This window comes from Cohnella sp. GCM10012308 (genome assembly GCF_042649185.1).
In the GTDB taxonomy this organism is placed as follows: domain Bacteria; phylum Bacillota; class Bacilli; order Paenibacillales; family Paenibacillaceae; genus Cohnella.
This window is the reverse complement of sequence record NZ_JBHRYU010000032.1, coordinates 34,312-58,130: the sequence shown is the minus strand read 5'-3', so window position 1 is coordinate 58,130 and position 23,819 is coordinate 34,312. Positions and strand designations below refer to the sequence as shown.

General features: G+C 62.7%; 21 protein-coding genes. 17 read left to right on the top strand and 4 right to left on the bottom strand.

The window, feature by feature from the left end:
• Positions 1-302: 302 nt before the first annotated feature.
• Together ACFOTD_RS26925 and acnA are read right to left on the bottom strand one after the other, a co-directional pair.
• The gene (locus ACFOTD_RS26925) at positions 303-1,469 is read right to left on the bottom strand and encodes a YlbL family protein (protein ID WP_378123041.1); all 1,167 of its coding nucleotides are present in this window, start codon (positions 1,467-1,469) and stop codon (positions 303-305) included.
• A gap of 126 nt (positions 1,470-1,595) precedes the next feature.
• The gene (gene acnA / locus ACFOTD_RS26920; RefSeq protein ID WP_378123084.1) at positions 1,596-4,310 is read right to left on the bottom strand and encodes an aconitate hydratase AcnA; all 2,715 of its coding nucleotides are present in this window, start codon (positions 4,308-4,310) and stop codon (positions 1,596-1,598) included.
• 366 nt (positions 4,311-4,676) lie between these two features.
• On the opposite strand from acnA, the gene ACFOTD_RS26915 reads away from it, so the two are divergent.
• Both ACFOTD_RS26915 and ACFOTD_RS26910 read left to right on the top strand, forming a co-directional pair.
• Positions 4,677-5,759: an amidase domain-containing protein gene (locus ACFOTD_RS26915; protein WP_378123040.1), complete on the top strand. Its 1,083-nt coding sequence runs from the start codon at positions 4,677-4,679 to the stop codon at positions 5,757-5,759.
• 90 nt (positions 5,760-5,849) lie between these two features.
• Positions 5,850-6,974, top strand: coding sequence for a D-alanine--D-alanine ligase (locus tag ACFOTD_RS26910; RefSeq protein WP_378123039.1), 1,125 nt, complete (start codon positions 5,850-5,852; stop codon positions 6,972-6,974).
• 350 nt (positions 6,975-7,324) lie between these two features.
• On the opposite strand, the gene rpoD is transcribed toward ACFOTD_RS26910, so the two are convergent.
• Positions 7,325-8,215, bottom strand: coding sequence for an RNA polymerase sigma factor RpoD (gene rpoD, locus ACFOTD_RS26905; RefSeq protein ID WP_378123083.1), 891 nt, complete (start codon positions 8,213-8,215; stop codon positions 7,325-7,327).
• 323 nt (positions 8,216-8,538) lie between these two features.
• Between rpoD and ACFOTD_RS26900 the strand changes: the two genes are divergently transcribed.
• The 9 genes from ACFOTD_RS26900 (at position 8,539) to ACFOTD_RS26860 (ending at position 16,024) form a co-directional block, all read left to right on the top strand.
• Entirely contained in the window at positions 8,539-8,859 is a 321-nt protein-coding gene (locus tag ACFOTD_RS26900; protein ID WP_378123038.1) for a hypothetical protein, read from the top strand.
• A 24-nt stretch (positions 8,860-8,883) separates the two neighbouring features.
• Positions 8,884-9,081, top strand: a complete 198-nt coding sequence (locus ACFOTD_RS26895) for a DUF4177 domain-containing protein (RefSeq protein ID WP_217593308.1) — start codon at positions 8,884-8,886, stop codon at positions 9,079-9,081.
• A gap of 179 nt (positions 9,082-9,260) precedes the next feature.
• Positions 9,261-10,115 (top strand): sugar phosphate isomerase/epimerase family protein, encoded by an 855-nt coding sequence (locus ACFOTD_RS26890; RefSeq protein ID WP_378123036.1) that lies wholly within the window; start codon positions 9,261-9,263, stop codon positions 10,113-10,115.
• A 4-nt stretch (positions 10,116-10,119) separates the two neighbouring features.
• On the top strand, positions 10,120-11,166 hold the full coding sequence (locus ACFOTD_RS26885) for a Gfo/Idh/MocA family protein (protein ID WP_378123035.1): 1,047 nt from the start codon (positions 10,120-10,122) through the stop codon (positions 11,164-11,166).
• Positions 11,163-11,951 carry a glucosamine-6-phosphate deaminase gene (locus tag ACFOTD_RS26880; RefSeq protein WP_378123034.1) on the top strand — a complete coding sequence of 263 codons (789 nt, stop codon included), beginning with the start codon at positions 11,163-11,165 and terminating at the stop codon, positions 11,949-11,951. Before ACFOTD_RS26885 ends, ACFOTD_RS26880 begins: the two co-directional genes overlap by 4 nt.
• A complete protein-coding gene (locus ACFOTD_RS26875) occupies positions 11,948-13,123 on the top strand; it encodes an N-acetylglucosamine-6-phosphate deacetylase (RefSeq protein ID WP_378123033.1) in 1,176 nt (391 codons plus the stop codon). The genes ACFOTD_RS26880 and ACFOTD_RS26875 overlap by 4 nt, the downstream gene beginning before the upstream one ends.
• Before the next feature lie 36 nt (positions 13,124-13,159).
• The gene (locus ACFOTD_RS26870; RefSeq protein WP_378123032.1) at positions 13,160-14,011 is read left to right on the top strand and encodes a sugar phosphate isomerase/epimerase family protein; all 852 of its coding nucleotides are present in this window, start codon (positions 13,160-13,162) and stop codon (positions 14,009-14,011) included.
• Positions 14,012-14,027: 16 nt separating this feature from the next.
• Positions 14,028-14,948, top strand: coding sequence for a helix-turn-helix transcriptional regulator (locus ACFOTD_RS26865; protein ID WP_378123031.1), 921 nt, complete (start codon positions 14,028-14,030; stop codon positions 14,946-14,948).
• Positions 14,945-16,024: a Gfo/Idh/MocA family protein gene (locus ACFOTD_RS26860; protein WP_378123030.1), complete on the top strand. Its 1,080-nt coding sequence runs from the start codon at positions 14,945-14,947 to the stop codon at positions 16,022-16,024. Before ACFOTD_RS26865 ends, ACFOTD_RS26860 begins: the two co-directional genes overlap by 4 nt.
• A gap of 348 nt (positions 16,025-16,372) precedes the next feature.
• Here ACFOTD_RS26860 and ACFOTD_RS26855 read toward each other — a convergent pair whose 3' ends face one another.
• Positions 16,373-17,422, bottom strand: a complete 1,050-nt coding sequence (locus ACFOTD_RS26855; RefSeq protein ID WP_378123029.1) for an SIS domain-containing protein — start codon at positions 17,420-17,422, stop codon at positions 16,373-16,375.
• 168 nt (positions 17,423-17,590) lie between these two features.
• Between ACFOTD_RS26855 and ACFOTD_RS26850 the strand changes: the two genes are divergently transcribed.
• The 6 genes from ACFOTD_RS26850 to ACFOTD_RS26825 all read left to right on the top strand — a co-directional run bounded on the left by ACFOTD_RS26850 (position 17,591) and on the right by ACFOTD_RS26825 (position 23,549).
• Positions 17,591-18,457, top strand: a complete 867-nt coding sequence (locus ACFOTD_RS26850) for a class II fructose-bisphosphate aldolase (RefSeq protein WP_378123028.1) — start codon at positions 17,591-17,593, stop codon at positions 18,455-18,457.
• A complete protein-coding gene (locus ACFOTD_RS26845; protein WP_378123027.1) occupies positions 18,454-19,383 on the top strand; it encodes a 1-phosphofructokinase family hexose kinase in 930 nt (309 codons plus the stop codon). The genes ACFOTD_RS26850 and ACFOTD_RS26845 overlap by 4 nt, the downstream gene beginning before the upstream one ends.
• A 102-nt stretch (positions 19,384-19,485) precedes the next feature.
• Positions 19,486-20,280, top strand: a complete 795-nt coding sequence (locus ACFOTD_RS26840; protein WP_378123026.1) for a DeoR/GlpR family DNA-binding transcription regulator — start codon at positions 19,486-19,488, stop codon at positions 20,278-20,280.
• 25 nt (positions 20,281-20,305) lie between these two features.
• Positions 20,306-21,316: a Gfo/Idh/MocA family protein gene (locus ACFOTD_RS26835; protein ID WP_378123025.1), complete on the top strand. Its 1,011-nt coding sequence runs from the start codon at positions 20,306-20,308 to the stop codon at positions 21,314-21,316.
• Positions 21,317-21,491: 175 nt separating this feature from the next.
• A complete protein-coding gene (locus ACFOTD_RS26830) occupies positions 21,492-22,718 on the top strand; it encodes a Gfo/Idh/MocA family protein (RefSeq protein WP_378123024.1) in 1,227 nt (408 codons plus the stop codon).
• A 33-nt stretch (positions 22,719-22,751) separates the two neighbouring features.
• Positions 22,752-23,549, top strand: a complete 798-nt coding sequence (locus ACFOTD_RS26825; RefSeq protein ID WP_378123023.1) for a M55 family metallopeptidase — start codon at positions 22,752-22,754, stop codon at positions 23,547-23,549.
• Positions 23,550-23,819 lie beyond the last annotated feature (270 nt).

Below are 23,819 nucleotides of genomic sequence, written 5' to 3'. Positions count from 1 at the left end.
GTCGGCAAACGGACACAGAAGACGCTATTTTGCGAAATGATGGCATGTCGGTGGCGGCTGCGGACTGGAGAGACGTTATTTGGTGGAATCGGGTCCGATATGGTCGAATATCCGGCTAATAGCGGACTCAGGGTCCGTTAGCGAGGCAAAAGCGCGATCAAAGCTTAAATAGCGGCTCTCGTGTCCGGGACGCGAGGTTGACAGCCGACACGCGCCGCCGCACCTCGCGCGGGGATCTGCTCGAACGCATAAGAAAGAGCCTTGCTCGCCGCTTATACCGGCAAGCAAGGCTCTTTTTATCATCAGGAAGCTTTGGCGCTAGGCGCCGGGCTCGCTGCGCTCTCGTCCTTTTTTGGCTCCAGGCCGTTCAGGAAGTCCAGCGCATCCTGCAGCGAGGCGACGGGCACGAGCTTGGGCTTCAGCTTAAGATCGGCGACCGTCTGCTGCGCGAGACTCCAGTTGCCGAAGCCGTTCAGCACGGCGTTGATCGCGTCCTTGGGCGCGATCTTTTCGTTGTCCTGCCAATGGTCGGCGGCTACGCGCGTGTACGGGACGAGGAAGTAGTCCACTTTTTCCCGGTCGGCCGCCATGAGCTTGTACTGAATGCCGCCGATAAGTCCCACGCTGCCGTCGGCCGCGATCGTCCCCGTGCCGGCAATGCGGTAGCCCTTGGTCAGGTCCTTGTCCTGCAGCTGGGAGATAATCTCGAGGGTCATCATCAGACCGGCGGACGGACCGCCCGTATCCTCGAAATCAAACTTCACTTTGTCCGGCGGCGTCACCTTCAGCACGGTCTGGTTGGTGAAGCCGACGCCAGGCTTGCCCGTGCCCGGCATTGCGATAAGCGGCACGCTCGCCTCGAACGCCTTGCCGCCGCGGGTACCCGTAAGCTTGACCGTGTCTCCCGCCTTTTTGGAAGAGAGGTACTTGCTGAGCGCCTCCGCGTTGTTCGCTTTGACGCCGTCCACCGAGGTGATGATATCCCCCTCCTGCAGACCGTGCTCCCGCGCCTTGGTTTCCTTGATGAACGAATTGACGATGATGCCTTGCTCCTTCACGTCGATCTTCTTGTTCATCGCCGTATAGGCGGCGAGCAGGGCGTTGGCCTCGGAGCTGTCTCTCATCCAGGCCATCAGGTTGCGGTAGGCGCTAAGGCTGACCGTGCCGCCCGTTGCCGTTGCTTGGGTCTGAATGTCCATCTTCGGATTCAGCCAGGCGTATATGATGGAGAAAACGTTCGGTTTGGAGTAGGACGATACGGTCGTGAAAAGCAGCTCGCCTTTCTGAACGACCTTGTGGTCCGTCTCGACGCGCGGGTGTACGGGCTCTGCCGAACCCGGTCCGTACAGCACGTACGGCAGGGACCAGTTGCTGGCGACGATCACGACGACGATGAGCGCCGCGAGGATGATCGCCGGTCTGTAACGCCGGATAAAACCTTTATTCTCGGTTGTCAATGCGATCGTCACCTCCGTCCCTCATTATAGCGCATCCCTATCCCGTTTCCCAAACATAACAAAGCTTGTCCGCCGATGCCACATAAAAAAGCCGCATCGCCGGGAGCGACCCCGGGATACGGCTGGGCAGAATACGAATTATTGGTTCGCGATCATCTGGCGCAGTACGGTCTGCAGGATGCCGCTGTTGCGGTAGTAGTCGACGTCGACCATCGAGTCGAGACGGACGATGGCAGGGAAGGAGAACGTGGTGCCGTCTTCGCGCGTCGCGGTAACGGTAACCGTCTGGCCCGGCTGTACGTCGTTCGAAAGGCCTTCGATGTCGAACTTCTCGTGGCCGCTGATGCCGAGCGTTTTCCAGCCGTTACCCGGTTGGAACTGCAGCGGCAGTACGCCCATGCCTACAAGGTTCGAACGGTGAATACGCTCGAAGCTCTCGGCGATGACCGCCTTGACGCCCAGCAGGAACGTGCCCTTGGCCGCCCAGTCGCGCGAGGAGCCCGTGCCGTATTCCTTGCCGGCGATGACGACGAGGTTCGTCTTGTTCTTTTGGTACTTCATCGACGCGTCGTAGATCGACATGATCTCGCCAGTCGGCAGATACGTCGTAACGCCGCCTTCGGTGCCCGGAGCGACCTGGTTGCGGATCCGGATGTTGGCGAACGTGCCGCGCATCATGACCTCGTGGTTGCCGCGGCGGGAGCCGTACGAGTTGAAGTCCTTCTTGTCGACGCCGTGCTTGATCAGATACTCGCCGGCAGGGCTGTCGACCTTAATGTTGCCCGCAGGAGAGATATGGTCCGTCGTGACCGAATCGCCGAGCAGCGCCAGAACGTTGGAGCGCTTGATGTCGACGATGTCGCCCGGTTGATCGCCCAGGTCGGTGAAGAACGGCGGGTTCGCGATGTAGGTCGACTTGTCGTCCCACTCGTACAGCTCGCCTTCCGGCACAGGGATCTTGTTCCACTGCTCGTTTTGGGTAAAGACGTTCTCGAACTTCTTGCGGAACATCTCCGGATCGAGCGACGCGGAGACTGCTTGCTGGATCTCTTCATTGGTCGGCCAGATATCCTTCAGGTAGACCGGCACGTTGTTCGGGTCGTAGCCGATCGGATCGTTCGCAAGGTCGATGTTGACCGTACCGGCCAGCGCGTATGCGATAACGAGCGGCGGCGAAGCGAGATAGTTCGCCTTGACCTGCGCGTGCACGCGGCCTTCGAAGTTCCGGTTGCCCGAGAGGACTGCGGCGACGGTCATGTCGTTGTCCGCAATCGCTTGGCTGACTTCGTCAGGAAGCGGACCGGAGTTGCCGATACAAGTTGCGCAGCCGTAGCCGGCGACGTAGAAGCCGAGCTTCTCCAGATAAGGAAGCACGCCGGCCTTTACCAGGTAGTCGGTAACGACGAGCGAACCCGGGGTCAGCGAGCTCTTGACGTAAGCAGGCTTCGTCAGGCCGCGTTCTACGGCTTTCTTTGCGACGAGACCGGCGCCGATCATAACGCTCGGGTTGGAAGTGTTCGTGCAGCTCGTGATCGCCGCGATGACGACGGCGCCCGTCGTGAGCGTGCTCGCCTGGCCGTTGCGGTGCTTGACCGGTGCGGTCTGCGCGATCTTCTCGTCGGAGAGGCCGTAGCCGCCCTTATCGATCGGCGTGCGGATGATGTTGTTGAACTCTTCCTTCATCGCCGTCAGCTCGACGCGGTCTTGCGGACGCTTCGGACCTGCAAGGCTCGGTACGATGGTGGAAAGGTCAAGCTCGATGACGTCGGTAAACGTCGGATCCGGCGTCTCGTTGGTACGGAACATGCCTTGCGCTTTGTAGTAAGCTTCGACAAGCTCGATTTGCTTCTCGTCGCGGCCGGTGAGGCGCAGGTAGTTCAGCGTCTCGCTGTCGACCGGGAAGATACCGATCGTCGCGCCGTATTCCGGCGCCATGTTGGCGACCGTCGCGCGGTCGGCCAGGCTGATGTTGGACAGGCCCGGACCGAAAAACTCGACGAACTTGCCGACGACGCCTTTTTTCCGCAGGATCTGGGTAACTGTCAGCGCGAGGTCGGTCGCCGTAGCGCCTTCGGCCAGGCTGCCGGTCAAGCGGAAACCGATGACTTCAGGCATGACGAAGTACAGCGGCTGGCCGAGCATGCCGGCTTCGGCTTCGATGCCGCCGACGCCCCAGCCCACGACGCCGAGACCGTTGATCATCGTCGTGTGGGAGTCCGTGCCCACGAGCGAGTCCGGATACACCTCGGTGACGCCGTCTTTGGTCTTGGTAGCTGCAACGGATGCAAGGTACTCCAGGTTGACCTGGTGGACGATACCTGTAGCCGGAGGAACGGCTCTGAAGTTGTCGAATGCGGTCTGCGCCCAGCGCAGGAAGCGATAGCGCTCTTCGTTGCGCTCGAATTCGAGGTCCATGTTGGTCTGCAGCGCGTCGGCGGTGCCGAATGCGTCGACCATGACGGAGTGGTCGATGACCAGATCGACGGGAACGAGCGGGTTGATGCGCTTCGGATCTCCGCCGGCTTGCTTCACGGTCTCGCGCATCGCGGCGAGATCGACGACGACCGGTACGCCGGTGAAGTCTTGCAGCACGATGCGGGCGGGGATAAATGGAACTTCCTTATCTTCGCGGCCGTTCGCCCAGTTGGCGATTTGCTTGACGTGCTCCAGCGTGATGGCGCGTCCGTCGAATTGGCGGATGGCGGCTTCAAGCAGGACTTTCATCGAGAAAGGCAGCTTGGACACGGGGCCCAGGCCTTGCTCTTCCAAACCTTGCAGGTTGTAGTAGCGATACGAGTTGCCCGCTGCCTGCAGGTCGGCCTGTACGTTGTACGGAAGGGTGGACAAAATAATCGGCCTCCTAGATAAGATTGCACGGATTCCAGATCAAGCGTCGCGAGGATGAGAAGCATTCTCGTTTACGTTTCATTCTGTGAAACCCGATTTCAAAATTGAACCTTCCTCATTATTATAGCGTTATCCCGGCGCGCAGTAAAGAGAGATTGTGTCTAGTTTGTTACCAATGAGGGGAAAAACGGCCGGTATTGCACGAGGTTTAGCATGCCGCAAACAAAGGGGATCATCCGCGGTGGAAGCGTGAAAAGAGGAGGTGCGGGAGTGCGTAGGAAGGCAGCGCACCGGTCATTCGCAAGCATGGAACCGCCGCGGCCAGCATACATTTGAACGGATGCAATCTGTGCCGTGCGGGAGGGATGTCCGGTGCCGGAATTGGACGAACGGATAAAGAAGGCGCTGGTTGAATATGTGAACGCGGTGAACGAGGCGGATCTGAACCGTTCGCCCGAGGCGCTGGTGCAGGTCGGCGACGAGGCGCACCGATGGCGGCTGCAGCGCCGGGCGCGAGCGCTTCGGCGGCGCGATGCCGCATCGGCGGCCCGGCCCCGAAGAGGCGAAATCCGCGCCCGCGTCCTCCGCTGGAGCGCCGGGGAAAAGGAAGCCTTCGTCGATCTGCAGCTGCGGATAGCAAGAGCCTGCGGCACCGGTGCGGCAGCCTACGCCGAAGAGCGGGTCGAGCGCGAGCGCATCCGGCTCGTGCCCTTCGGCGGCGAGTGGCGGCTGGACCGCGCGGAACCGCTGGGCGACGAGCGGTCGTCCGCCGCGCTGCTGGGATCCGGAACAGAGGGGGCGCTTGGCGCGGGCAGCGAATGGCCGGTGGCGCCATCCGTTCCTTTTATCCCGGCCCGGGACGGGTATGGCGCCTGGCAAGGGATCGCGAGCGGCGGCGTTCAGGCCGCGCCTTGGGCGAATCCCTACGGGGGAACGCCTGCGCGCAGCGGACCTTACGACCGGGAAGCCGCCGTCGCGTATGCCGAGGCATGGTGGGATAAGGCGAATCCGGCGTACGAGCTTTTCGAGGTGAATTGCACCAACTACGTCTCCCAGTGTCTCTTTGCAGGGGGCGCGCCCATGAACTATACTGGGAAAAGGGAATCGGGCTGGTGGTATCACGGATTGTCGGGCAGCCAGGAACGCTGGAGCTACAGCTGGGCGGTCGCGAACAGCCTGCAGCATTTTTTGAGCCAGCCGAGGCCGGCCGGGCTGCGGGCTTTGCGCGTCGAACGTCCCGAGCAGCTGTCGCCGGGAGACGTCATTTGCTACGATTGGGACGGCACCGGCCAATTCAGGCACAATACGATCGTGACGGCAACCGACGGCGACGGCATGCCGCTGGTCAACGCCAATACCGTGCCGAGCAGGCACAGATACTGGGACTATCGCGATTCCTACGCCTGGACGGAGAACACACGGTATCGCTTTTATCATATCGAGGCGATTTTTTGATCTGCAGGCAATCATACAAAGCAACCATACAAGGCAGTCGAACAAGGCAGTCGAACAAGGCAGTCGAACAAGGCGGAGGTCAAGCTGACAATGGGAACTGGACAGAAGATTCGCGTCGGGCTCGTCTACGGAGGCCGCTCGGGCGAGCATGAAGTATCGCTCCAGACCGCGCTGGCGGTGCTGAAGGCATTCGATTACGACAAATACGAACTTATTCCTTATTATATAACGAAGCAAGGCAGATGGCGTTCGGGTTCGCTGCTTGCGTCGCCGCCCGCGGCCGTCGCGGAGCTGCAATTCGAGCGAACCGGAGAAGCCGGAGCGAGCGGTTCGTCGCTCGTTCCCCTGATGCAAGGCATGTCGGAAACGGTGGTAGCCGAAGCCGGCGACCACGGTATCGGCTCGGTTGACGTCGTATTCCCGCTGCTGCACGGCACCTTCGGCGAGGACGGGACGATCCAAGGCCTGTTCGAGATGGCGAACCTGCCTTATGTAGGAGCGGGCGTGCTCGCTTCCTCGGTCGGCATGGACAAAGCGGCGATGAAGACGATGTTCGCGGCGGCCGGCCTGCCGCAGGTCGGGTACAGAGCGTTCACGCGGTTTCATTGGAACAGAGAGCGGGAGGCGCTGCTGGACGGCATGGAGCAGGATATCGGCTATCCGAGCTTCGTGAAGCCCGCCAACCTCGGCTCCAGCGTCGGCGTATCCAAAGCGCGCAATCGCGAGGAGCTGGCCGCTGCAGTCGAAGAAGCGCTGCGATACGACCGCAAGGTTATCGTGGAGGAGTTCGTCGACGCGCGGGAGATCGAGGTCGCCGTCCTCGGCAACGACGAGCCCCGGGCATCGGTCGCCGGCGAGATCGTCAGCTCGAACGAATTCTACGATTATAAGGCCAAGTATATCGACGGCAAATCCGCCATGATCATTCCCGCGGAGATCCCGGAAGAGACGGCGCAGTCCGTTCGCGAGATGGCGGTCCGGGCGTTTCTGGCGATCGACGGCTCGGGATTGTGCCGCGCGGACTTTTTCGTGCGCAAGAGCGACGGCGCGCTGCTGATCAACGAGGTCAACACGCTGCCGGGCTTCACGCCGTTCAGCATGTACCCGCTGCTCTGGCAGGAGACGGGCGTCTCCTACCGGGAGCTGCTGGACACGTTGATCGAGCTCGCCATCGCCCGTTATGCCGAGAAGCAGTTGATCGACTACGGCAGCTGACTGCGTTCGGGCGAGGCCGCGGATTGCGGCTGAGCGGGCGGGGCAAGTCGAGGCGAGTTAGCCGGAAAAACCGTGCAACTTGCGCTGAATGAAGCTGCGAGAGAGTGAGTTAGCCGGAAAAACCGTGCAACTGCGCTGGATGGAGCTGCGAATGCGCGAGTTAGCCGGAAAAACCGTGCAACGACGCTGAATGAAGCTGCGAATGTGCGAGTTAGCCGGAAAAACCGTGCAACTGGGGCGGTTGGTCGGTGAGCGCAGCGAGTTAACCGGAAAAACCGCGTCTCTGCGTCGGATTCAACTACAAAAAGCACCGCCGTCATCGCTGACGGCGGTGCCTTTTTGCCTAAGTCTCAGTCCAGAAAATCCTTGAGCCTGCGGCTGCGGCTCGGATGGCGCAGCTTGCGCAGCGCCTTCGCTTCGATCTGCCGGATCCGCTCGCGGGTGACGCCGAACGCCTTGCCGACTTCCTCAAGCGTACGCGTATGGCCGTCGTCGAGGCCGAACCGGAGGCGCAGCACGCTCTCTTCGCGCTCGGTGAGCGTATCGAGCACGTCCTCGAGCTGTTCGCGCATCAGCTCGAACGCCGCGGCGTCCGCGGGCTCCGGCGCATCCTGGTCTTCGATGAACTCGCCGAGCCGGGAGTCGTTCTCCTCGCCGATCGGCATCTCGAGCGACACGGGTTCCTGCGAGATCTTCATGATCTCGCGGACCTTGTCGACCGTAATGTCCATCGCCTGCGCGATCTCCTCGGGGGTCGGCTCGCGGCCGAGCTCCTGCAGGAGCTGCCGGGAGATGCGCACCAGCTTGTTGATCGTCTCGACCATATGGACGGGGATCCGGATCGTGCGGGCGTGGTCCGCGATGCTGCGGGTGATCGCCTGGCGGATCCACCACGTGGCGTACGTGCTGAAACGGAAGCCTTTGCGGTAATCGAACTTCTCGACGGCCTTGATCAGGCCCATGTTGCCCTCCTGAATCAAGTCCAGGAACAGCATGCCGCGTCCGACATACCGTCTTGCTATGCTGACGACCAGTCGAAGATTGGCTTCGGCCAGACGCTGCTTGGCTGCTTCGTCGCCTTCCTCGATCCGATGAGCGAGCGCGATTTCTTCATCGGCCGTGAGCAGAGGCACGCGGCCGATCTCCTTCAGATACATGCGGACCGGGTCGTCCATCCGAATGCCCGCGGGCACCTTCAGATCGTCGTCCATGAAGTCGACAACGGGCGAATCGGTATCCATCGTCAAAGCGCATCCCTCCATCCGGTAAAAGTGCTGGGGCGGAACGGTATAGAATAACGGGAATTGACATCCGATGAAGTATGTGCTATCCTGAAGTAGGAAGTTTATGCTTTGGATGTCTGATAAGTACCATTTCTCATTATATCACCAAGTAGGCATTTATACAACAAGTACTTCAAATAAATTTTGGACCGGACCTTGCGCTTCGTTTTCGGACGAGCCGGGTGCCGGTCCTTTTTGGTTGGTTTCGGGCGCCGTTACTTTCATTGCAAGCGGTCTACGGTTTATAATAACAGCAAAAGTCCAAGGTCGGAGGGATGCAGATGGGATTCCAGACGGAATTCAATTCGGTGTGCAAATTCAAGTCCGAGCAAGAGCTGTACGAGCTGCTCGAATACGGACGGGGCAAGATGGTCAAGAAGCAGTTCCGCGTCTTCCCTACGGGACAGAAGGTTATCGCGTACGCGCCGGACAATCGGGCGGTGGCTATCGTCCGCATCGTCGCTTCGATCGCCGAGATCAACTTCCAGGGCGAAGAAGTGACGGAGGTCGAGATGGAGCTGATCCGCAAGCTTACGGACGAGGAATCGCGCGTGCAGACCGCGCTCGCGCACGAGATGTTTTTCGGGGAGCAGCAAGCCTAAACGCACGCCGGGAGGAGAATCGCGATGGGAGCGAAGTGGGAATACTGCACGTTGAAATACAAGACCGGCGGCTGGCTTGGCGGCAAGGTGGACGAGCAGGAGTTCCAGGACGAGCTGAACCGCTACGGCTACGAGGGCTGGGAGCTGGTGTCCTGCTTCGACACGAGCCAGGGGCAAGGCGCATCCCGGGACATTATCGTCGTCTTCAAGCGCCAATTATAGAAGCGAACAGAGAGCGGCAGTCTCGCTCGTCCTACATACGCGTGCTGCCCTCGGCCAAGGCCGGGGGCTTTTTTGCATTCTTAAAAAATGTAAAAATCCTTCGCAAAATACGTCAACTTCTTTCGGAACGAAGTTGCTATAGTAGAGGAAGAAAGCGCGAAGCGAAGGGAGCGGAGCGAGTGTTCACAAGCAGATTGGGCGTGCTGACGGACGAGGTGTCCGACCGTTACGAGGAAGCGCTGGACTGGGCGGCCGAGCAGGGGCTGTCGCACGTGGAGGTACGCGTTATCGACGGGCGCAATGCCGCTGGCCTGAGCGATGAGGAGGCATCTGAGGTTCGACGTCAGGCGGAAGCGAGGGGACTGTACATATCCGCGATCGCCTCGCCGGTGTTCAAGTGCGCCTTGGATCCCGGGAGGCCGGTCGCATCTGGAGACACGTTCGGTCAGGACGAAGAGAGCGTGGACGCCCACTTCGCGAAGCTGGCGCGGGTCATCGCGCTCGCGAAGCTGATGGGGACGAAGCGGATCCGGATTTTCTCCTTCTGGCGCGAGCGGGAGCCCGAGCGCTATGCGGAGGAGATCGTCGGACATTTGCGGCGGGCGGCGGATATCGCGCACAAGGCGGGAATAGAATTGCTGCTGGAAAACGAATCCTCGTGCAACGGCGGTTCGGCGCGAGAGGTCGCGGATCTTGTGCGAGCAGTCGATTCGCCTGCGCTGCGCGCGCTGTGGGATCCCGGCAACGAAGCGCATGCGGGCAAGGAAGCGTACCCGCTGGGGTACGAGACGATCAAACCTTACGCAGCCCACGTGCATCTCAAAGACGCCTGCTTCGGCCCCGACGGCAAGGCGCGGTGCGTGCCGCTCGGCTCCGGAGACGTGCCGGTCATCGCGCAGCTGAGAGCGCTTGCGGCGGACGGCTATGAAGGTCTTTTTACGATCGAGACGCATTATGTGCCAAGGGACGGCAGCCGGATGACCGGGACCCGGATGACGCTGGACGCGCTGCGCGCGCTAGCGAAGGAGGTATAGGCGGATGGCCCAATGGGGATTCGGCATTATCGGATGCGGCGACGTCGCGGAGAGGCACGCCGAGGCAATCGGCCAGATCGAGGACGCGAGGCTTGTCGCCGTCTCCAGCCGGACCGAGAGCCGGGCGAGAACGTTCGCGGAGCGGGAAGGCTGCGACTGGGTCACCGACTACCGGGACCTGCTAAGGCGCGAGGATATCGATATCGTCTGCGTGACCACATCAAGCGGCAGCCATGCGTCCGTCGGGCTCGACGTACTGAACGCGGGCAAGCATCTTATCGTAGAAAAGCCGATGGCCATGAACGCGCGGGATGCACGGCGAATGGCGGACACGGCCAGCGCGCGCGGGCTCATCCTCTCGTCGATCGCCCAGCGCAGATTCGAGGCTAACAATCAGCTCATCAAGCGGATGCTGGACGAAGGCGCGCTCGGCCGGCTGCTGCTTGCGGAGATGGCGCTGCCCTTTTACCGCAGCCAAGCTTACTACGACAGCGCCGAATGGCGCGGGACGATCGCCGAGGATGGCGGGGCGCTCATGAATCAGGGCATACACGGGCTGGACCTGCTGCTGTGGTTCGCGGGGGATGCGCGCACGGTATTCGGCAAAACGGCTACGCTTAAGCATCGCATGGAGGCGGAGGATCTAGGATTGGCGATCTTGCAGTTCGAGAATGGCGCCTACGGCACGGTCATGGCTTCGACCAGCGTGCAGCCCGGCTATCCGGCGACGATCACGCTCTATGGCGAGCGGGGAACGATCAAGCTCGAGGGCAGCTCGATCGTACGCTGGAGCGTGCCCGGATGGGAGCAGCCGAACTGGGCGCAGGATCAAGCGTATGGCGGGGTGACCGATCCGAAGAGCATCGTCGCCGAATTTCACCAGAGTCAATTCCTCGACGTGATCGCCGCCATCGAGACGGGCATCGAACCGCTTAGCTCTGGCGAGGACGGCTGGAGGGCGGTCAGGCTGGTCGAAGCGATCTACGAGAGCGCGAGCCGCCGGACGGAGATTGCGATCGGGGACCAACAAGAGGAGGAGCGTTCCGAATGACGAACTCGCAGCAGCTGCAGCAGCCGGTCAAGGAGACGAGGGCGGACGATTTGAAAGTGCGGGTATACCGGAACCGCGGCGAAATGGGCGCAGCGGCGGGGGCCGATGCCGCAGCGAAGATCAAGGAGCTGCTTCGCGATAAGGGAAGCATTCGCATGATTTTCGCGGCGGCCCCTTCGCAGAACGAGATGCTGGATGCGCTTGCGGCCGATCCGGAGATCGACTGGTCGCGGATCGTCGCTTTTCATATGGACGAATATCTGGGACTGCGCCCGGGCGCTCCCCAGGCCTTCGGACGTTACCTGCAGGGCAGGCTGTTCGACCGGGTAAAGCCGGGCGCGGTCCACCTGATCGACAGCTCGAACGGCGAGGCGGAGTGCGGCCGGTACGCGGCGCTGCTGGCCGAGGCGCCGATCGATATCGTCTGCCTCGGCATCGGCGAGAACGGGCATATCGCGTTTAACGATCCGCCGGTCGCCGACTTCGGCGATCCGCTGCTCGTCAAGCCGGTCGAGCTCGACGAGGCTTGCAGGCGGCAGCAGGTGAACGACGGCTGTTTTCCCGACTTTGATGCGGTGCCGACGCATGCGCTGACGTTGACGGTACCCGCGCTTCTCTCCGGCGCGCATCTGTTCTGCGTCGTGCCGGGGCCCACCAAAAGGGAGGCTGTCGGCCGGACGCTAGGCGAACCGATCGCGACGGCTTGTCCTTCCACGATTCTGAGGAGCCATCCGGACTGCACCCTGTACGCGGATCTCGATTCGTACGGAGCGATGGGCCAATGATTATCCAAGCGATCCACTATCGTACGGGAGAGCCTGTGGAGATCGAGGTCCAAGCGGGCAGGATCGCGCGGATCGCGCCCGCGGAGGCCGATCCGACCGAGAGGGACGCGCTGCCGTTCGCGGCGCCGGGACTGGTAGACCTGCAGATCAACGGCTTTGCCGGACATGACTTCAACCGGCCGCCGATGTCTCCGGAGCTGCCTGGCACGGTCGCGCGGGAGCTGCGGCGAGAGGGCGTGACCGCCTTCTATCCGACCGTCATCACGAACGGGCCGGAGACGATCGCCTCTCAGGTCGCGGCCATCGCCGAGGCTTGCGAGCGGGATACGGACGCGGCGTCGTGCATAGCGGGCATCCATCTGGAGGGGCCGTTCATCTCGCCCGAAGACGGCGCGCGGGGGGCCCATGCGCTCGAATACGTCAGGACGCCCGATTGGGAGCTGTTCTGCAAATGGCAGGAAGCGGCAGGCGGCCGCATCGCCATCGTCACGTTGTCGCCGGAATGGGAGGGAAGCAGCTCGTTTATCCGACGCTGCACGGATAACGGCATCACGGTCTCCATCGGCCATACGGCCGCGACGGCGGACCAGATCAAGGAGGCAGTGGCGGCCGGCGCGCGCATGTCGACGCATTTCGGCAACGGCGCCCACCTGATGCTGCCCCGCCATCCGAACTATCTGTGGGAACAACTGGCCCGGGACGAATTGTGGAGCTGCCTGATTGCCGACGGGTTCCACCTGCCGGACCAGGTGCTGCAGGTCGTGCTTAAGGTGAAAGGGCCGAAGGCGATGCTGGTCAGCGACGCTGTCTATCTGAGCGGCATGCCGCCGGGAGAATACGAGACGCACATCGGGGGACGCGTCGTTCTGACGCCGCAGGGCCGGCTCCATCTGGCGGAGCAGGAACGTCTGCTGGCCGGATCCGCGCAGATGCTGCTCTGGGGCATCGGCCAGCTGACGGACCGAGGCATCGCGAGCTTGGCGGATGCCTGGGACATGGCGTCGGTCAGGCCGGCGGGATTCATGCGTCTGCCTGCAGCGGCGGGATTGTCAGTAGGCGCTCCTGCGGATATCGTGCTGTTCCGGCGCGACGGCGGCAAGCTCCGCATCGAACAGACCTGCAAGGCCGGCGAGATCGTATATCGGGACGAGGACGAGACAATAGCGAACTGACGATAAGCCCTTCATTCGAGAACAGGGGGAACGCAAATGAAATTCGCGGCATTTAGCGGGGTGTTCATCGAGCACAGCATTCAGGAGGCGATGCAGCTGGCGAAGCGGCTGGGCCTGGACGGCATCGAAATCGCGGCGCGGGAGCCTCATATTTCCCCGTCGAGCAGCATGGCGAGAGTCAAGGAGGTCAAAGCGCTCTCCGATAGCCTGGCGCTGCCGATTCCGGTGCTGGCCAGCTATATCGGCGGCTTCTCAGATGCCGACGATAACCAGGCGGAGCGCTATTTCGACGAATTCAAGCGGCTGCTCGAGATCGCCGACGTGCTGGGCACGCGCATGATCCGCGTTTTCCCCGGCGGTCCCAACGCCTTCAAGGCGCAGGACTATCACTATGCCAAGGCCGCTTATTGGATGAATCTATTCGCCGAAGAGGCCAAGAAGCATCAAGTGAACGTGCTCATGGAGATTCACAACGACTCGCTCGTCGAGACGGTGGACAGCAGCCTGCGACTGCTCGACATGATCGGGAGCGACAACGTCGGGATGATTCACGACGCGGGCAATATGTATATTACCGATACGGACTACGGCCGGGAGTCCGTACTGCGGCTGGGACGCCGACTCATGCACGTTCACGTCAAGGATGAGCTTCGAATCGAACAAGTTGGCGCGCCGGGCACGTTCGAGAGTACGACCCGGCATGGCCGGGAACGGTTCCTGCAGAGCCGGCTGGGCGAGGGCGGCGCCGATCACAAACCGCTGTTCGACGCGCTGCGCGAGACGGACTATTCGGGTTGGGTAACGCTGGAGTGCCATGCGCCCTTCCCGGCATACGAGCGGCTGGAACACGACTTCGAGGCGGTTCGCAGGCTGATCGCGACGGCTTAACGACAGGCGGTGACCCATGAGCGAGGATTTGGAGATTCCGTATTTACATGGACGGGATCAGCTGAACGGGGATTTTCCTTTTAAAATATTCAGTTACGACAGTCCGCTTCTGAAGCAGAGCATGCACATGCACGATTACGTTCAGATTGCCTATGTCCGCCACGGCATGTGCAACCACCAGATGCTCGGCAAGTCGCTGACCGTCAGCCAGGGCGACCTGTTCATCATCTCGCCGGGTACCGGGCACAGCATTAGCGCGATCGAGGATCGCTCGTTCGAGCTGATCATGGCCGACTTCTCGCCCGAGCTGCTGGAGGGCCATCTGGGGCCCATGGAGGATGCGCTCAAGCGGTATCTGACGCCGGGGCTTGCCTCTGCGCCTTATTCCTGGCTGCATGTCGGCAAACACAGACAGCCCCTCGTTTTACAACTGCTCCAGGACATGCAAGACGAGTACGACCACAAGGAGGTCGGCTACGAGTTCGCCATCCGGCTGAGCCTGCTGAAGCTGCTGATGGTAGCCGACCGCGAATACCGGGCCGTCCGGCGCAAGCCGAGCCGGCAGACGGCCGCCGCCGAACGGGAACCCATCGAGGAGGCCCGGCGATACGTTCACGACAACTATAGCCAGGACATACCGCTCGAGCACGGCGCTTTGATCGCGAATATGGCGCCGGCGTATTTCAGCCATATGTTCAAGCAGGTGACCGGGCAGTCTTTCATCGATTACGTGAACGAGGTTCGCATCGAGCGGGCCAAGGAGCTGATCCGGCGCCAGTCGCTCACGGTTACGCAGATCGGCTTCCAGGTGGGCTACCACCATCTCAGTCACTTCATTCGTACCTTTAAGAAGCGCACCGGCATCACGCCTACGGAATACAAAAAAACGTTCGGCGATACCGCCGGGCCCATCGCGGAAAGAGGGATGCAAAAATGACGGGAACCCCTTTGAAGGTCGGCATCATCGGACAAGGCCGCAGCGGCCGCGACATCCATGGCAAACTGCTCGTCCAGCTGCCCGCGCAATATCGCATTGCGGCGATCGCGGATTCAATACCGGAGCGCCGGTCGCTCGCCGAAGAGGAATTCGGCTGCCGCGCTTACGGCACGTGGGAAGAGATGGTTGCCCATGAGCCGCTCGATCTGATCGTCAACGCGTCGCCCAGCCACCAGCACTTTCCGATCACGCTCGAGCTCCTGAACAAGGGCATTAACGTCCTTTGCGAAAAGCCGTTGGCCAAATCGCCAGAAGAAGTCGATCGGCTGATCGAAGCGTCCAAGCGTTCGGGCAAGCTGCTCGCCGTTTTCCAGCAGTCGAGGTACCATCCCGCCTTCCAGCAAATCCGGCAGGTGATCGACTCGGGCGTGCTCGGCCGCATCGTGCAGGTAAGCATCGGCATGAACGGCTTTGCGCGCCGCTGGGACTGGCAGACGCTGCAGAGCAACAATGGCGGCAACCTCATGAACACCGGCCCGCATCCGGTCGACCAGGCGCTGCAGCTGTTCGGCACCGACGCGCTGCCGCAGATCACGTGCATCATGGACCGTGCGAACACGTTCGGCGACGCGGAAGACTACGTCAAGCTGATCATGCGTGGACCGGGTCGCCCGACGATCGATATCGAGATCTCGTCCTGCTGCGCGTATCCGCAGGATTCCTTCAATATCCAGGGGACCAACGGCGGACTGCGGGGCAGCTCCGACCGTCTCGAGTGGACATACTTTAAGCCCGACGAAGCGCCTGCGCAGCAGCTCGTGAAGGAGCCGCTGTTCAATGCGGCGGGGCTGCCCGCGTATTGCAACGAGACGCTGACCTGGCACAGCGACGACTGGTCGATGTCGCTGCCGGAGGGGCAGAGCCTGTTCGGCTACATGACCGAGAAGCTGTACCTGATGCTGCACCGCTCGCTGACGGAGGGCGCGCCGCTGGAAATCACGCCGGAGCAGGTGCGCCAGCAGATGTGGGTCATGGAAGAGTGCAGGCGCCAGAATCCGCTGATCTATAGCGCCTAGTTAGAGCAAAGGCACCAGGCCAAAAAAACCGTCCTCGGGAGATGGAAGCGATGTGCGACCATCTGATCGGGGGCGGTTTTTTGCGCATTTTACGGAAAAGAATCCCGTTGGAGCTACATGGCTCCGTCCGCCCGTCACGTTGCCGCAAGGGCGTGCAGGATAGGCAAAGAAGCTCTGGATAGAGCTACATTGGTGCGGCAGGCGGGCGGAAGGCGCGAAGAAGCGCCGGATGGACCTACATTGGTGAGGTGGGCGGGCGGAAGGGGCGAAGAAACTCCGGATAGAGCTGGGAAGGGGAAAGGAGCCGGCTCCTGCCCGTTCAACGGTCGGGTCAAGAGCCGGCATATCTCAAAGCTCGACCCACGCCACCAAGCCGTCCGGCCGGTCGGGATCGACGCCCTTGCGCTCCGCGCGGGAGAGCGCGGCGATCTGCGGCAGAAACAGAAAGGGGATGCCCTGCGCAGCAGGATCCAGCGCGAAGCCGGAGAACGCGGCGTAGTCCGCGATCGCTTCGATCTCCGGGTCCGCATCGTCCGTATAGACGATGACGGTCGCCCCCCGGCGCTTCAGGTCGCGGAGCAGGTTAAGCCGGTGCTGCTTGCCGGCGTCGTCGCCGGAGGCGGCAGCGATGACGAGCGTGCCGGGTCCGACGACGACCATCGGCCCGTGGCGGACGTCGAGCAGGTGATAAGCCTGAGCCTGCACGGCAGCGATCTCGGTCAGGGCGATCGCGCCCTCGCCGGCCAAGCCTCTCAACTCGCCGTCGGCGAGCACGACCGCTTGGGTCCAGTCGAAATCCGCCGTCTTGCGAATGCCCGCTTCGACTCGCGACATGAACGCTTCGCCGTCCCGGATCGCCGTGTCGATCGATGCGACAAGCGCTTCGTCGCCGCCGAGAAAGGCTGCGATCAGCAGGTTAGCCGCATACAGGTTGATTACCGTGCGGGTCTGGCAGACGCTGGCGTCGAATGCCCACGGCAGCTCCAGCGCCAGATCCGCTTCGGCCGACAGCGGGGAGCCTGCGACGCAGGAGACGGCCAGCAGCGGGATCCGCGACTCGGCGCGCAGCAGCCGGACGGCCTCGACGATCTCGGTCGTGCTGCCCGACCGGGAGGGGGCAACCAGCAGGGTGCCCGTCAGCGCGGCGCGGTAACGATCGCCGTTCAACAGCAAGTCGCCGCCCGCGAACGCCTGCGCCGACAAGCCCGCGCGCAGCCGGGCGGAGAACGCGGCGGATTCGCATAGACAATAGCTGGAACCGCAGCCGACAAAGGATAACGAGGTGGGCGAGACGCTTTTCACGAAAGCTTGGATTCGATCCCGCTCGCCTAACATGTATTCATAGGTTTGGCGCAACGCCGCGTATTGCTGCTTGGTCTCCCGGTAAGTTAGACTCATGAGCCGGAAACCTCCATTTTTGAATGATACGATCATAATAATTTAATAAAATGATAAATACAATCATTTTATGATTGAAAAAATCATATTATATGACTATATTAAAAGCATAACGTCATGGCTCGCTCGCAAACGAACACCATTCCAGCAGGCCGGGAGGAACCAGTTATGCCTCTAAGTTCGACGACGGCGGTGCTGCGGCACGCGAGAAAACACGGATACGCCGTAGCGGCTTTTAACGTCCACACGCTCGAGATGATGCAGGCGGTCGTGGATGCGGCAGTCGAGAGCGATGCCCCGCTCATTTTGCAGACGACCGTAGGTACCGTTCAGCATCTGGGCGCCGATTACATCGCGGCCGCAGCCGGGGTGGCCGCGAGCCGCACGCGCCTGCCGATCGGCCTTCACCTTGACCACTGTACCGACTACAACGTCATCGTCAGGTGCATCCGGGCGGGCTACACCTCCGTCATGATCGATGCGTCCATGCATCCGTACGAGGAAAACGTGGAACGCACCGCCCGCGTGATCGCGGTGGCCGCGGCGGTCGGCGTCAACGTAGAGGCGGAGCTTGGAAAAGTAGGCGGCGTGGAAGACGACATCGTGGTCGACGAACGCGACGCGCTGCTGGCGGATCCGGAGGAATGCGTGTCGTTCGTCGCACGCACGGGGGTCGATACGCTGGCGCCTGCCATCGGCACCGCGCACGGTATTTATAAGGGGGACCCTGATATCGACTTCGACCGGATCGCCCGCATCGCCGGCCGCGTCGACGTTCCGTTGGTGCTGCACGGCGGCTCCGGCATTCCGGCCGATCAGGTGAGGCGGGCCGTCGCGCTCGGCATGGCCAAGATGAATATCGCGACCGAGCTGCGCATCGCGTTCTCGGACGCCATCAAGCGCGTCTTCGAGGAGCGGCCGGGGGAGAACGATCCCCGCAAGTACATGGTGCCGGCGAAGGAAGCGGTCAAGCGTCTGGCACTGGAGAAAATCGCGTTATGCGGCTGCGCCGGACGGGGCGGTGAGGCGGTGTGATCGCCACGGTCACCCTGAACGCCGCCGTCGATAAGACCTACTACGTATCGGGGTTTACCGCGGGCGCCGTGCAGCGGGTCAGGCGGCAGATCGCCGAGCCCGGGGGGAAAGGGAACAACGTCGCCAAGATCGTGCGGCTGCTCGGCGGCGAAGCGGTTGCGACCGGGTTCTCGGCAGGAGGCGCAGGAGCCTTCATCGAGCAGCGTCTGACGGCCAAAGGCATCCGGACCTCCTTCGTGCGCGTATCCGGCGAGTCCCGCACCTGTCTCAACATCGTCGACGAAACAAGCGGCGCGTCGACGGAGCTGCTGGAGGAAGGGCCGACGGTCGGGGAAGCGGAGCTCGCGGAGATCAAGGACGCCGTCGGCCGGCTCGGCGCGCAAGCGAGCGTCGTCGTGATGTCGGGCAGCTTGCCCGCCGGCGCACCGGCGGGCCTATACGCGGAGCTCGTCGACATCGCGAGATCCGCGGGCGCCCGCGTCTACCTGGACGCGAGCGGCGAAGCGCTGGCGCTCGGCATCCAAGCGAAGCCGGACTTGATTAAGCCGAACGAAGAGGAGCTAGCGCGGTTGGCCGGTTGCAGACGTATGGATGCGTCGCAATTGGCCCAGACGGTGGCGAATCTGCACGGTCAGGGCGTGCGTCAGGTGTGCGCGACGCTGGGGAGACAGGGCGCCGTCGCCTGCGTGGACGGCCGGTTGTATCGCGTCATCGCGCCGAGCGTCAGCGCGGTTAGCGCCGTCGGCTGCGGCGATGCTTTCGTGGCGGGCATGGCTTATGCCGACGAGATGGGTCTGCCGGCAGCGGATCGGCTTCGCATGGCTGCGGCAGCTGCCGGGGCGGCGGCCATGACGGACAGGGCGGGAGAGCTGGACCCCGTCGTCTACGAACGGCTGCTGGTCCGGGTGGCCGTGTTGTCGCTGTAGTGACATGAGGCCGGCACCAAGCCGGCACCTTCCTTGCAATCCGGACGGCTTCTCCTGCACAATGTAGAAAAATACGCGGATGACGGGCGGGGGAGACGGGATATGGAAGCGACGTCGAAGGGCGAAGCGCGCAGGGCGAAGATGCTGGAGCTGATCAAGGCGAACGGGAGATTGTCGATTCAGGAGATTACGGGCGCTCTGCAATGCTCGGAGGCGACCGCGAGGCGCGATCTCGATCTGCTGGAACGGTCGGGTCCGATCATCCGGACGATCGGCGGCGCCGTCTATGAGGGCACCCCGGCGCAGCCGGCAGCCGAGCTGCCTTTTGCGGATAAAAGACAGGCTCAGCTGCAAGAGAAGGAACGCGTCGCGGAGACGGCGGCGGGACTCGTGTCCGAAGGGGACGTCATCTGCCTGACCGGCGGAACGACGACGTTCCTCATCGCGCGCGCGCTCAAAGCCCGGCGCAACATCACGGTCGTGACCAACGCGGTCAATATCGCCTGCGAGCTGGCGGACGCGGAGGACGTTCAGGTCGTCGTGGTCGGCGGCGTCATGCGGGCCAAGAGCTACGAGCTGATCGGACCGCTCGCCGAGATCGTCGCGGACCGGATCAATATCACCAAGATGTTCCTCGGCGTCGACGGCGTATCGGAGACGCACGGGTGGACGATGCATGCCGAGATGGAAGTCCGGATCGCGCAAATCCTGATCCGGCGCTCGGGCGAGGTGTACCCGGTGTTCGACGACAGCAAGCTGGAGAAAACGGCGCTATTTACGATCATGCCGCTGGACGAAGCGACGGGCATCGTCACGAACCGTCGGCCGGACGGTTGGCTGGCGCGCGTCTGCGAGGAAAATGGCGTGGCCGTGCACGTACCCGGGCAACTGGCGTAATCCTGTCGGCCAAAGGAGCGGATCTATGATGTCGCCGGTTTTTTCGATCATCGGATGCCAGCACGGACACATCGCCTCTTTTATCGAAAACATGCTGGGCATGGGCTATCGCTGCGCGGGCATCTTCGAGGAGGCGGGCGAGGACCGGCGGCTGGCGAATGCACTGTCCGGCCGGCTGGGCGTACCGCTGCTGGGCGCGATCGGCGACGCCTTGGCGGAGGACGTGAGCGTCGTCGGCTGCGCGGCGGTCAACAGCCGCAAGATCGATATCGCCGAGCTGTGCGAGGCGCGGGGCAAGCACGTCATGCTCGACAAGCCGGCCGTGACGGGCAGGGCGGGGCTCGAGCGGCTGCGCGGCATCGTCGGACGCGGACGGATCGAGGTCGGGATGATGCTGACCCAGCGCTTCCATGCCGGCGTGCATACGCTCAAGGCGCTGATCGACGAAGGCGCGCTCGGGCGGCTCGTATCGCTCGACATGCGCAAGCCGCATCGGCTGAACGCGGGAGAGCGGCCGGACTGGTTTTTCGATTACGCGCGGTCGGGCGGCATTATACAAGATCTGCTGGTTCACGACGTGGATCTGCTGCGCTGGTTGACGGGCAGCGAGATCGCCGACGTGCAAGGGTATATGGCGAAAAGAATACTGCCGGAGCATGCGGGCTTCTACGATGCCGCGACGCTGATCGCGAGGCTAGCCGACGGTACGTTCGCCCAGCTGTACGCGGACTGGCATACGCCCGCGCGCAGCTGGACCTGGGGAGACGGGCGCATTTTCGCCGTCGGCACCAAGGGAACCGCCGAGCTGCGCTTGCAGGGCGATCCGTGGGGGGCGCGCGAGCCGATGCTGCTGGCGTCGAGCGATAGGGAAGCGCTTCATCTCGTGCCGCTTCGCCAGCCGCCGGTCGGTCTCTACGCGGACTTCGTGAACCGGCTGCGCGGCGGCGCGAGCGTATTGTCGGGGGAGGACGTGCTGCTCGCCTCCATGGCGGCGGTGGACGCGGACGAACGTGCGGAGCGGATCCTGCGCACTTAGCCGAAGCATGCATGCGGGGCACAAGCGAACGAAGCCGGCAGGCCGAGACTTCCGGGGCTGCGACGACTGCGACGCGACGGCGACGCGGCTGGGCTGGGCTGGGCTCGGCGGCTCGGGCCGCGCCTGCGGCAATCGATTGAGCCTTGCGATTTTCGAAGAGGGGAAGGGAAGCGACATGTCCGTACGCAGAGTCCTTTTAATCGGCGCCGGCGGCTTCGGCCGCGTCCACCTGAACGAGCTGGTTCGCCTCACGGATGCGGGCCTGCTTGAGCTGGCTGCCGTCAGCGACGTAAGGCTGACGGAGAGCGCGGCGGCCCTTATCGCGGAGCGGGGCATCCGGCATTACGGCGATTATCGCGACATGCTGGCGGAGACGGCGGCGGACATCGTCGTCGTCTCCACGCCGATCCCGCTGCATGCGCCGATGAGCATCGACGCATTGGAGGCAGGGTTCCACGTCCTCCTGGAGAAGCCGCCCGGCGCCCTGCTTCAGGATGTCGACCGTATCGCGGAGACCGTATCGCGGACGGGCAAGCTGTGCGCCGTCAACTTCTTCGCGCCTTCGCGCAAGGCGCAGTCGCTGATCGCGCATGCGATCGCCTCCGGGGAGATCGGCCGCGTCAGTCGTTTTAAGGCGATCGCCCTGCTGCAGCGGACGGCCGCATACTACGGCCGCACGCCTTGGGCCGGCAAGCTTACGGCTAACGGGAACGTCGTGCTGGACGGCGCGTTTCACAACCCGGCCGCCCATCTGCTCTATAGCATGCTGAAGCTGGCGGAAACGGCGGCGGCCGCAGTCGGACGCGAGTCGCAGCCGGTCAGCGTAGCGGCCGAGATGTACCATGCCAATCCGATCGAGAGCGACGACACGACCGCCATGCGCATCGAGATGAGCGACGGCACGACGCTGTGCTACTACGTGACCCTGTGCGCCAGGGAGCCCGAGACGCAGCGGATTCGGATCGAGGGCGCCGAAGGCGCAATCGAATGGGATTACGGCGATCAAGTCAAGATCTGGCGGTACGGTTTGGGAAAATCGTACGACTGCGCGGAGGGCGGCATCGTCGAGCGGAGGTACCGGAACCTGATCCAGACGCTCGACGGAGTGGAAGGCGGTCTCGACGTCTCGCTCGCTTCGGCGCGGCGCTTCACCCTTGTTGCGAACGGCGCATTTGAATCGGCAGGGGAGATCCGCGAGATTCCTTCCGCCTTCGTGCGCCTGTCGGGTGCGGCGGACCAGCCGGGCGCTTATATCGAGGGAATCGAGACCGCCCTGAAGGAGGCCTTCGCCGAGGGCAAGCTGTTATCCGAGGCGGGTTTGCCGTGGGCCGCGCGGCCGGAACCGTTCGACTTGCGCGAGTATCGCTTTTTTCCTCAACGCTTCCGCATGATCGAAGCGTAGTTCCGGCCGGACAGCAAGAGAAGGAGGAGAACCATGAAGTTCTATGTCAGCGTCGACATGGAAGGCATCGCCGGCATCGCGCTCAAGGAGCAGATCTACCGCGGCGAGATGTTCTACGAGGAGTCCCGCCGGCTGTTGACGGACGAGGTGAACGCCGTCGTCGAGGCGCTCGCGCAGGCGGGCGCGACCGAGGTCATCGTGAAGGACGCCCACGCGTCGGGCTTCAACCTGCTTATCGGCAGCCTCCATCCCGCAGCCACGCTGGCCGCCGGCGCGCTGCCGCTTGCGAACCGCTTCGCCGGTCTGGACGAAACCTTCGCCGGCGCGCTCTTGATCGGCTATCATGCCATGGCCGGCACCCGGGACGCAATTCTCGAGCATACGTTCAGCTACGCGGACATCCTCGAGCTGGCGCTGAACGGCGCGCCGATCGGGGAGATCGGGATCGACGCGCTTCTGTTCGGGCGCTGCGGCGTACCGGTCCTGTTCGTCTCGGGCGACGACAAGGCCTGCGCGGAGGCGCGCCGGCAGCTGGGCACGGCGTTCGCGTACGAGACCAAGCGGGCGACGGGCCGGCATTCGGGCCTTCTCAAGGCGCCTCCACGGGTGCTGGCGGAGATTGGCGAAGCCGTCAAGGAAGCGGTCGCCCGCAGAGGAGAGTGCCAGCCCTACGCGATGCCTGGGCCGTATGAGATGCGGATCACGTACACGAGCACGAGCCTGGCCGACGCGCGCGCGAGCGAAGCGGAAGGTATCCGCCGCGTAGGCGGCAGGGCGCTCGAGCTCCGGGACGACGATCTGGTGCGGCTGCTTGTCCGGACTTTCAGATAAGCGAAAACGGCTTGGCCTGTCTCGGCGACGAGGCAGGCCTATTTGCCGTTGCGGCGCTTTTGAGAGTCGAATTGAGTCGATATGCCGGGTTGCGGCCGATTGTATGGAAATGACCGAGTAGAAGACAATTTACGCCCGTAGTGCGATGGAAGGAGATGTGACAATTTTAAAGAAGAAGCGCTTCAGCAGGATGAGAGGGCCGAGAGACGCTTCAACGAATGCCGCGTCGGCAATGGAGAGGAGGAATTAAGGAATCGTTCGGCAAGGGAA

Excerpts from the sequence above, each read along its gene's own strand:
- ACFOTD_RS26895 (WP_217593308.1), top strand. The coding sequence starts at position 8,884 with ATGGGAGCGAAGTGGGAATACTGCACGTTGAAATACAAGACCGGCGGC.
- ACFOTD_RS26835 (WP_378123025.1), top strand. The coding sequence starts at position 20,306 with ATGATGTCGCCGGTTTTTTCGATCATCGGATGCCAGCACGGACACATC.
- ACFOTD_RS26865 (WP_378123031.1), top strand. The coding sequence starts at position 14,028 with ATGAGCGAGGATTTGGAGATTCCGTATTTACATGGACGGGATCAGCTG.
- ACFOTD_RS26850 (WP_378123028.1), top strand. The coding sequence starts at position 17,591 with ATGCCTCTAAGTTCGACGACGGCGGTGCTGCGGCACGCGAGAAAACAC.
- ACFOTD_RS26900 (WP_378123038.1), top strand. The coding sequence starts at position 8,539 with ATGGGATTCCAGACGGAATTCAATTCGGTGTGCAAATTCAAGTCCGAG.
- rpoD (WP_378123083.1), bottom strand. The coding sequence starts at position 8,215 with ATGGATACCGATTCGCCCGTTGTCGACTTCATGGACGACGATCTGAAG.
- ACFOTD_RS26825 (WP_378123023.1), top strand. The coding sequence starts at position 22,752 with ATGAAGTTCTATGTCAGCGTCGACATGGAAGGCATCGCCGGCATCGCG.
- ACFOTD_RS26885 (WP_378123035.1), top strand. The coding sequence starts at position 10,120 with ATGGCCCAATGGGGATTCGGCATTATCGGATGCGGCGACGTCGCGGAG.
- ACFOTD_RS26870 (WP_378123032.1), top strand. The coding sequence starts at position 13,160 with ATGAAATTCGCGGCATTTAGCGGGGTGTTCATCGAGCACAGCATTCAG.
- ACFOTD_RS26875 (WP_378123033.1), top strand. The coding sequence starts at position 11,948 with ATGATTATCCAAGCGATCCACTATCGTACGGGAGAGCCTGTGGAGATC.
- ACFOTD_RS26840 (WP_378123026.1), top strand. The coding sequence starts at position 19,486 with ATGGAAGCGACGTCGAAGGGCGAAGCGCGCAGGGCGAAGATGCTGGAG.
- ACFOTD_RS26855 (WP_378123029.1), bottom strand. The coding sequence starts at position 17,422 with ATGAGTCTAACTTACCGGGAGACCAAGCAGCAATACGCGGCGTTGCGC.
- ACFOTD_RS26880 (WP_378123034.1), top strand. The coding sequence starts at position 11,163 with ATGACGAACTCGCAGCAGCTGCAGCAGCCGGTCAAGGAGACGAGGGCG.
- ACFOTD_RS26830 (WP_378123024.1), top strand. The coding sequence starts at position 21,492 with ATGTCCGTACGCAGAGTCCTTTTAATCGGCGCCGGCGGCTTCGGCCGC.
- ACFOTD_RS26910 (WP_378123039.1), top strand. The coding sequence starts at position 5,850 with ATGGGAACTGGACAGAAGATTCGCGTCGGGCTCGTCTACGGAGGCCGC.
- ACFOTD_RS26860 (WP_378123030.1), top strand. The coding sequence starts at position 14,945 with ATGACGGGAACCCCTTTGAAGGTCGGCATCATCGGACAAGGCCGCAGC.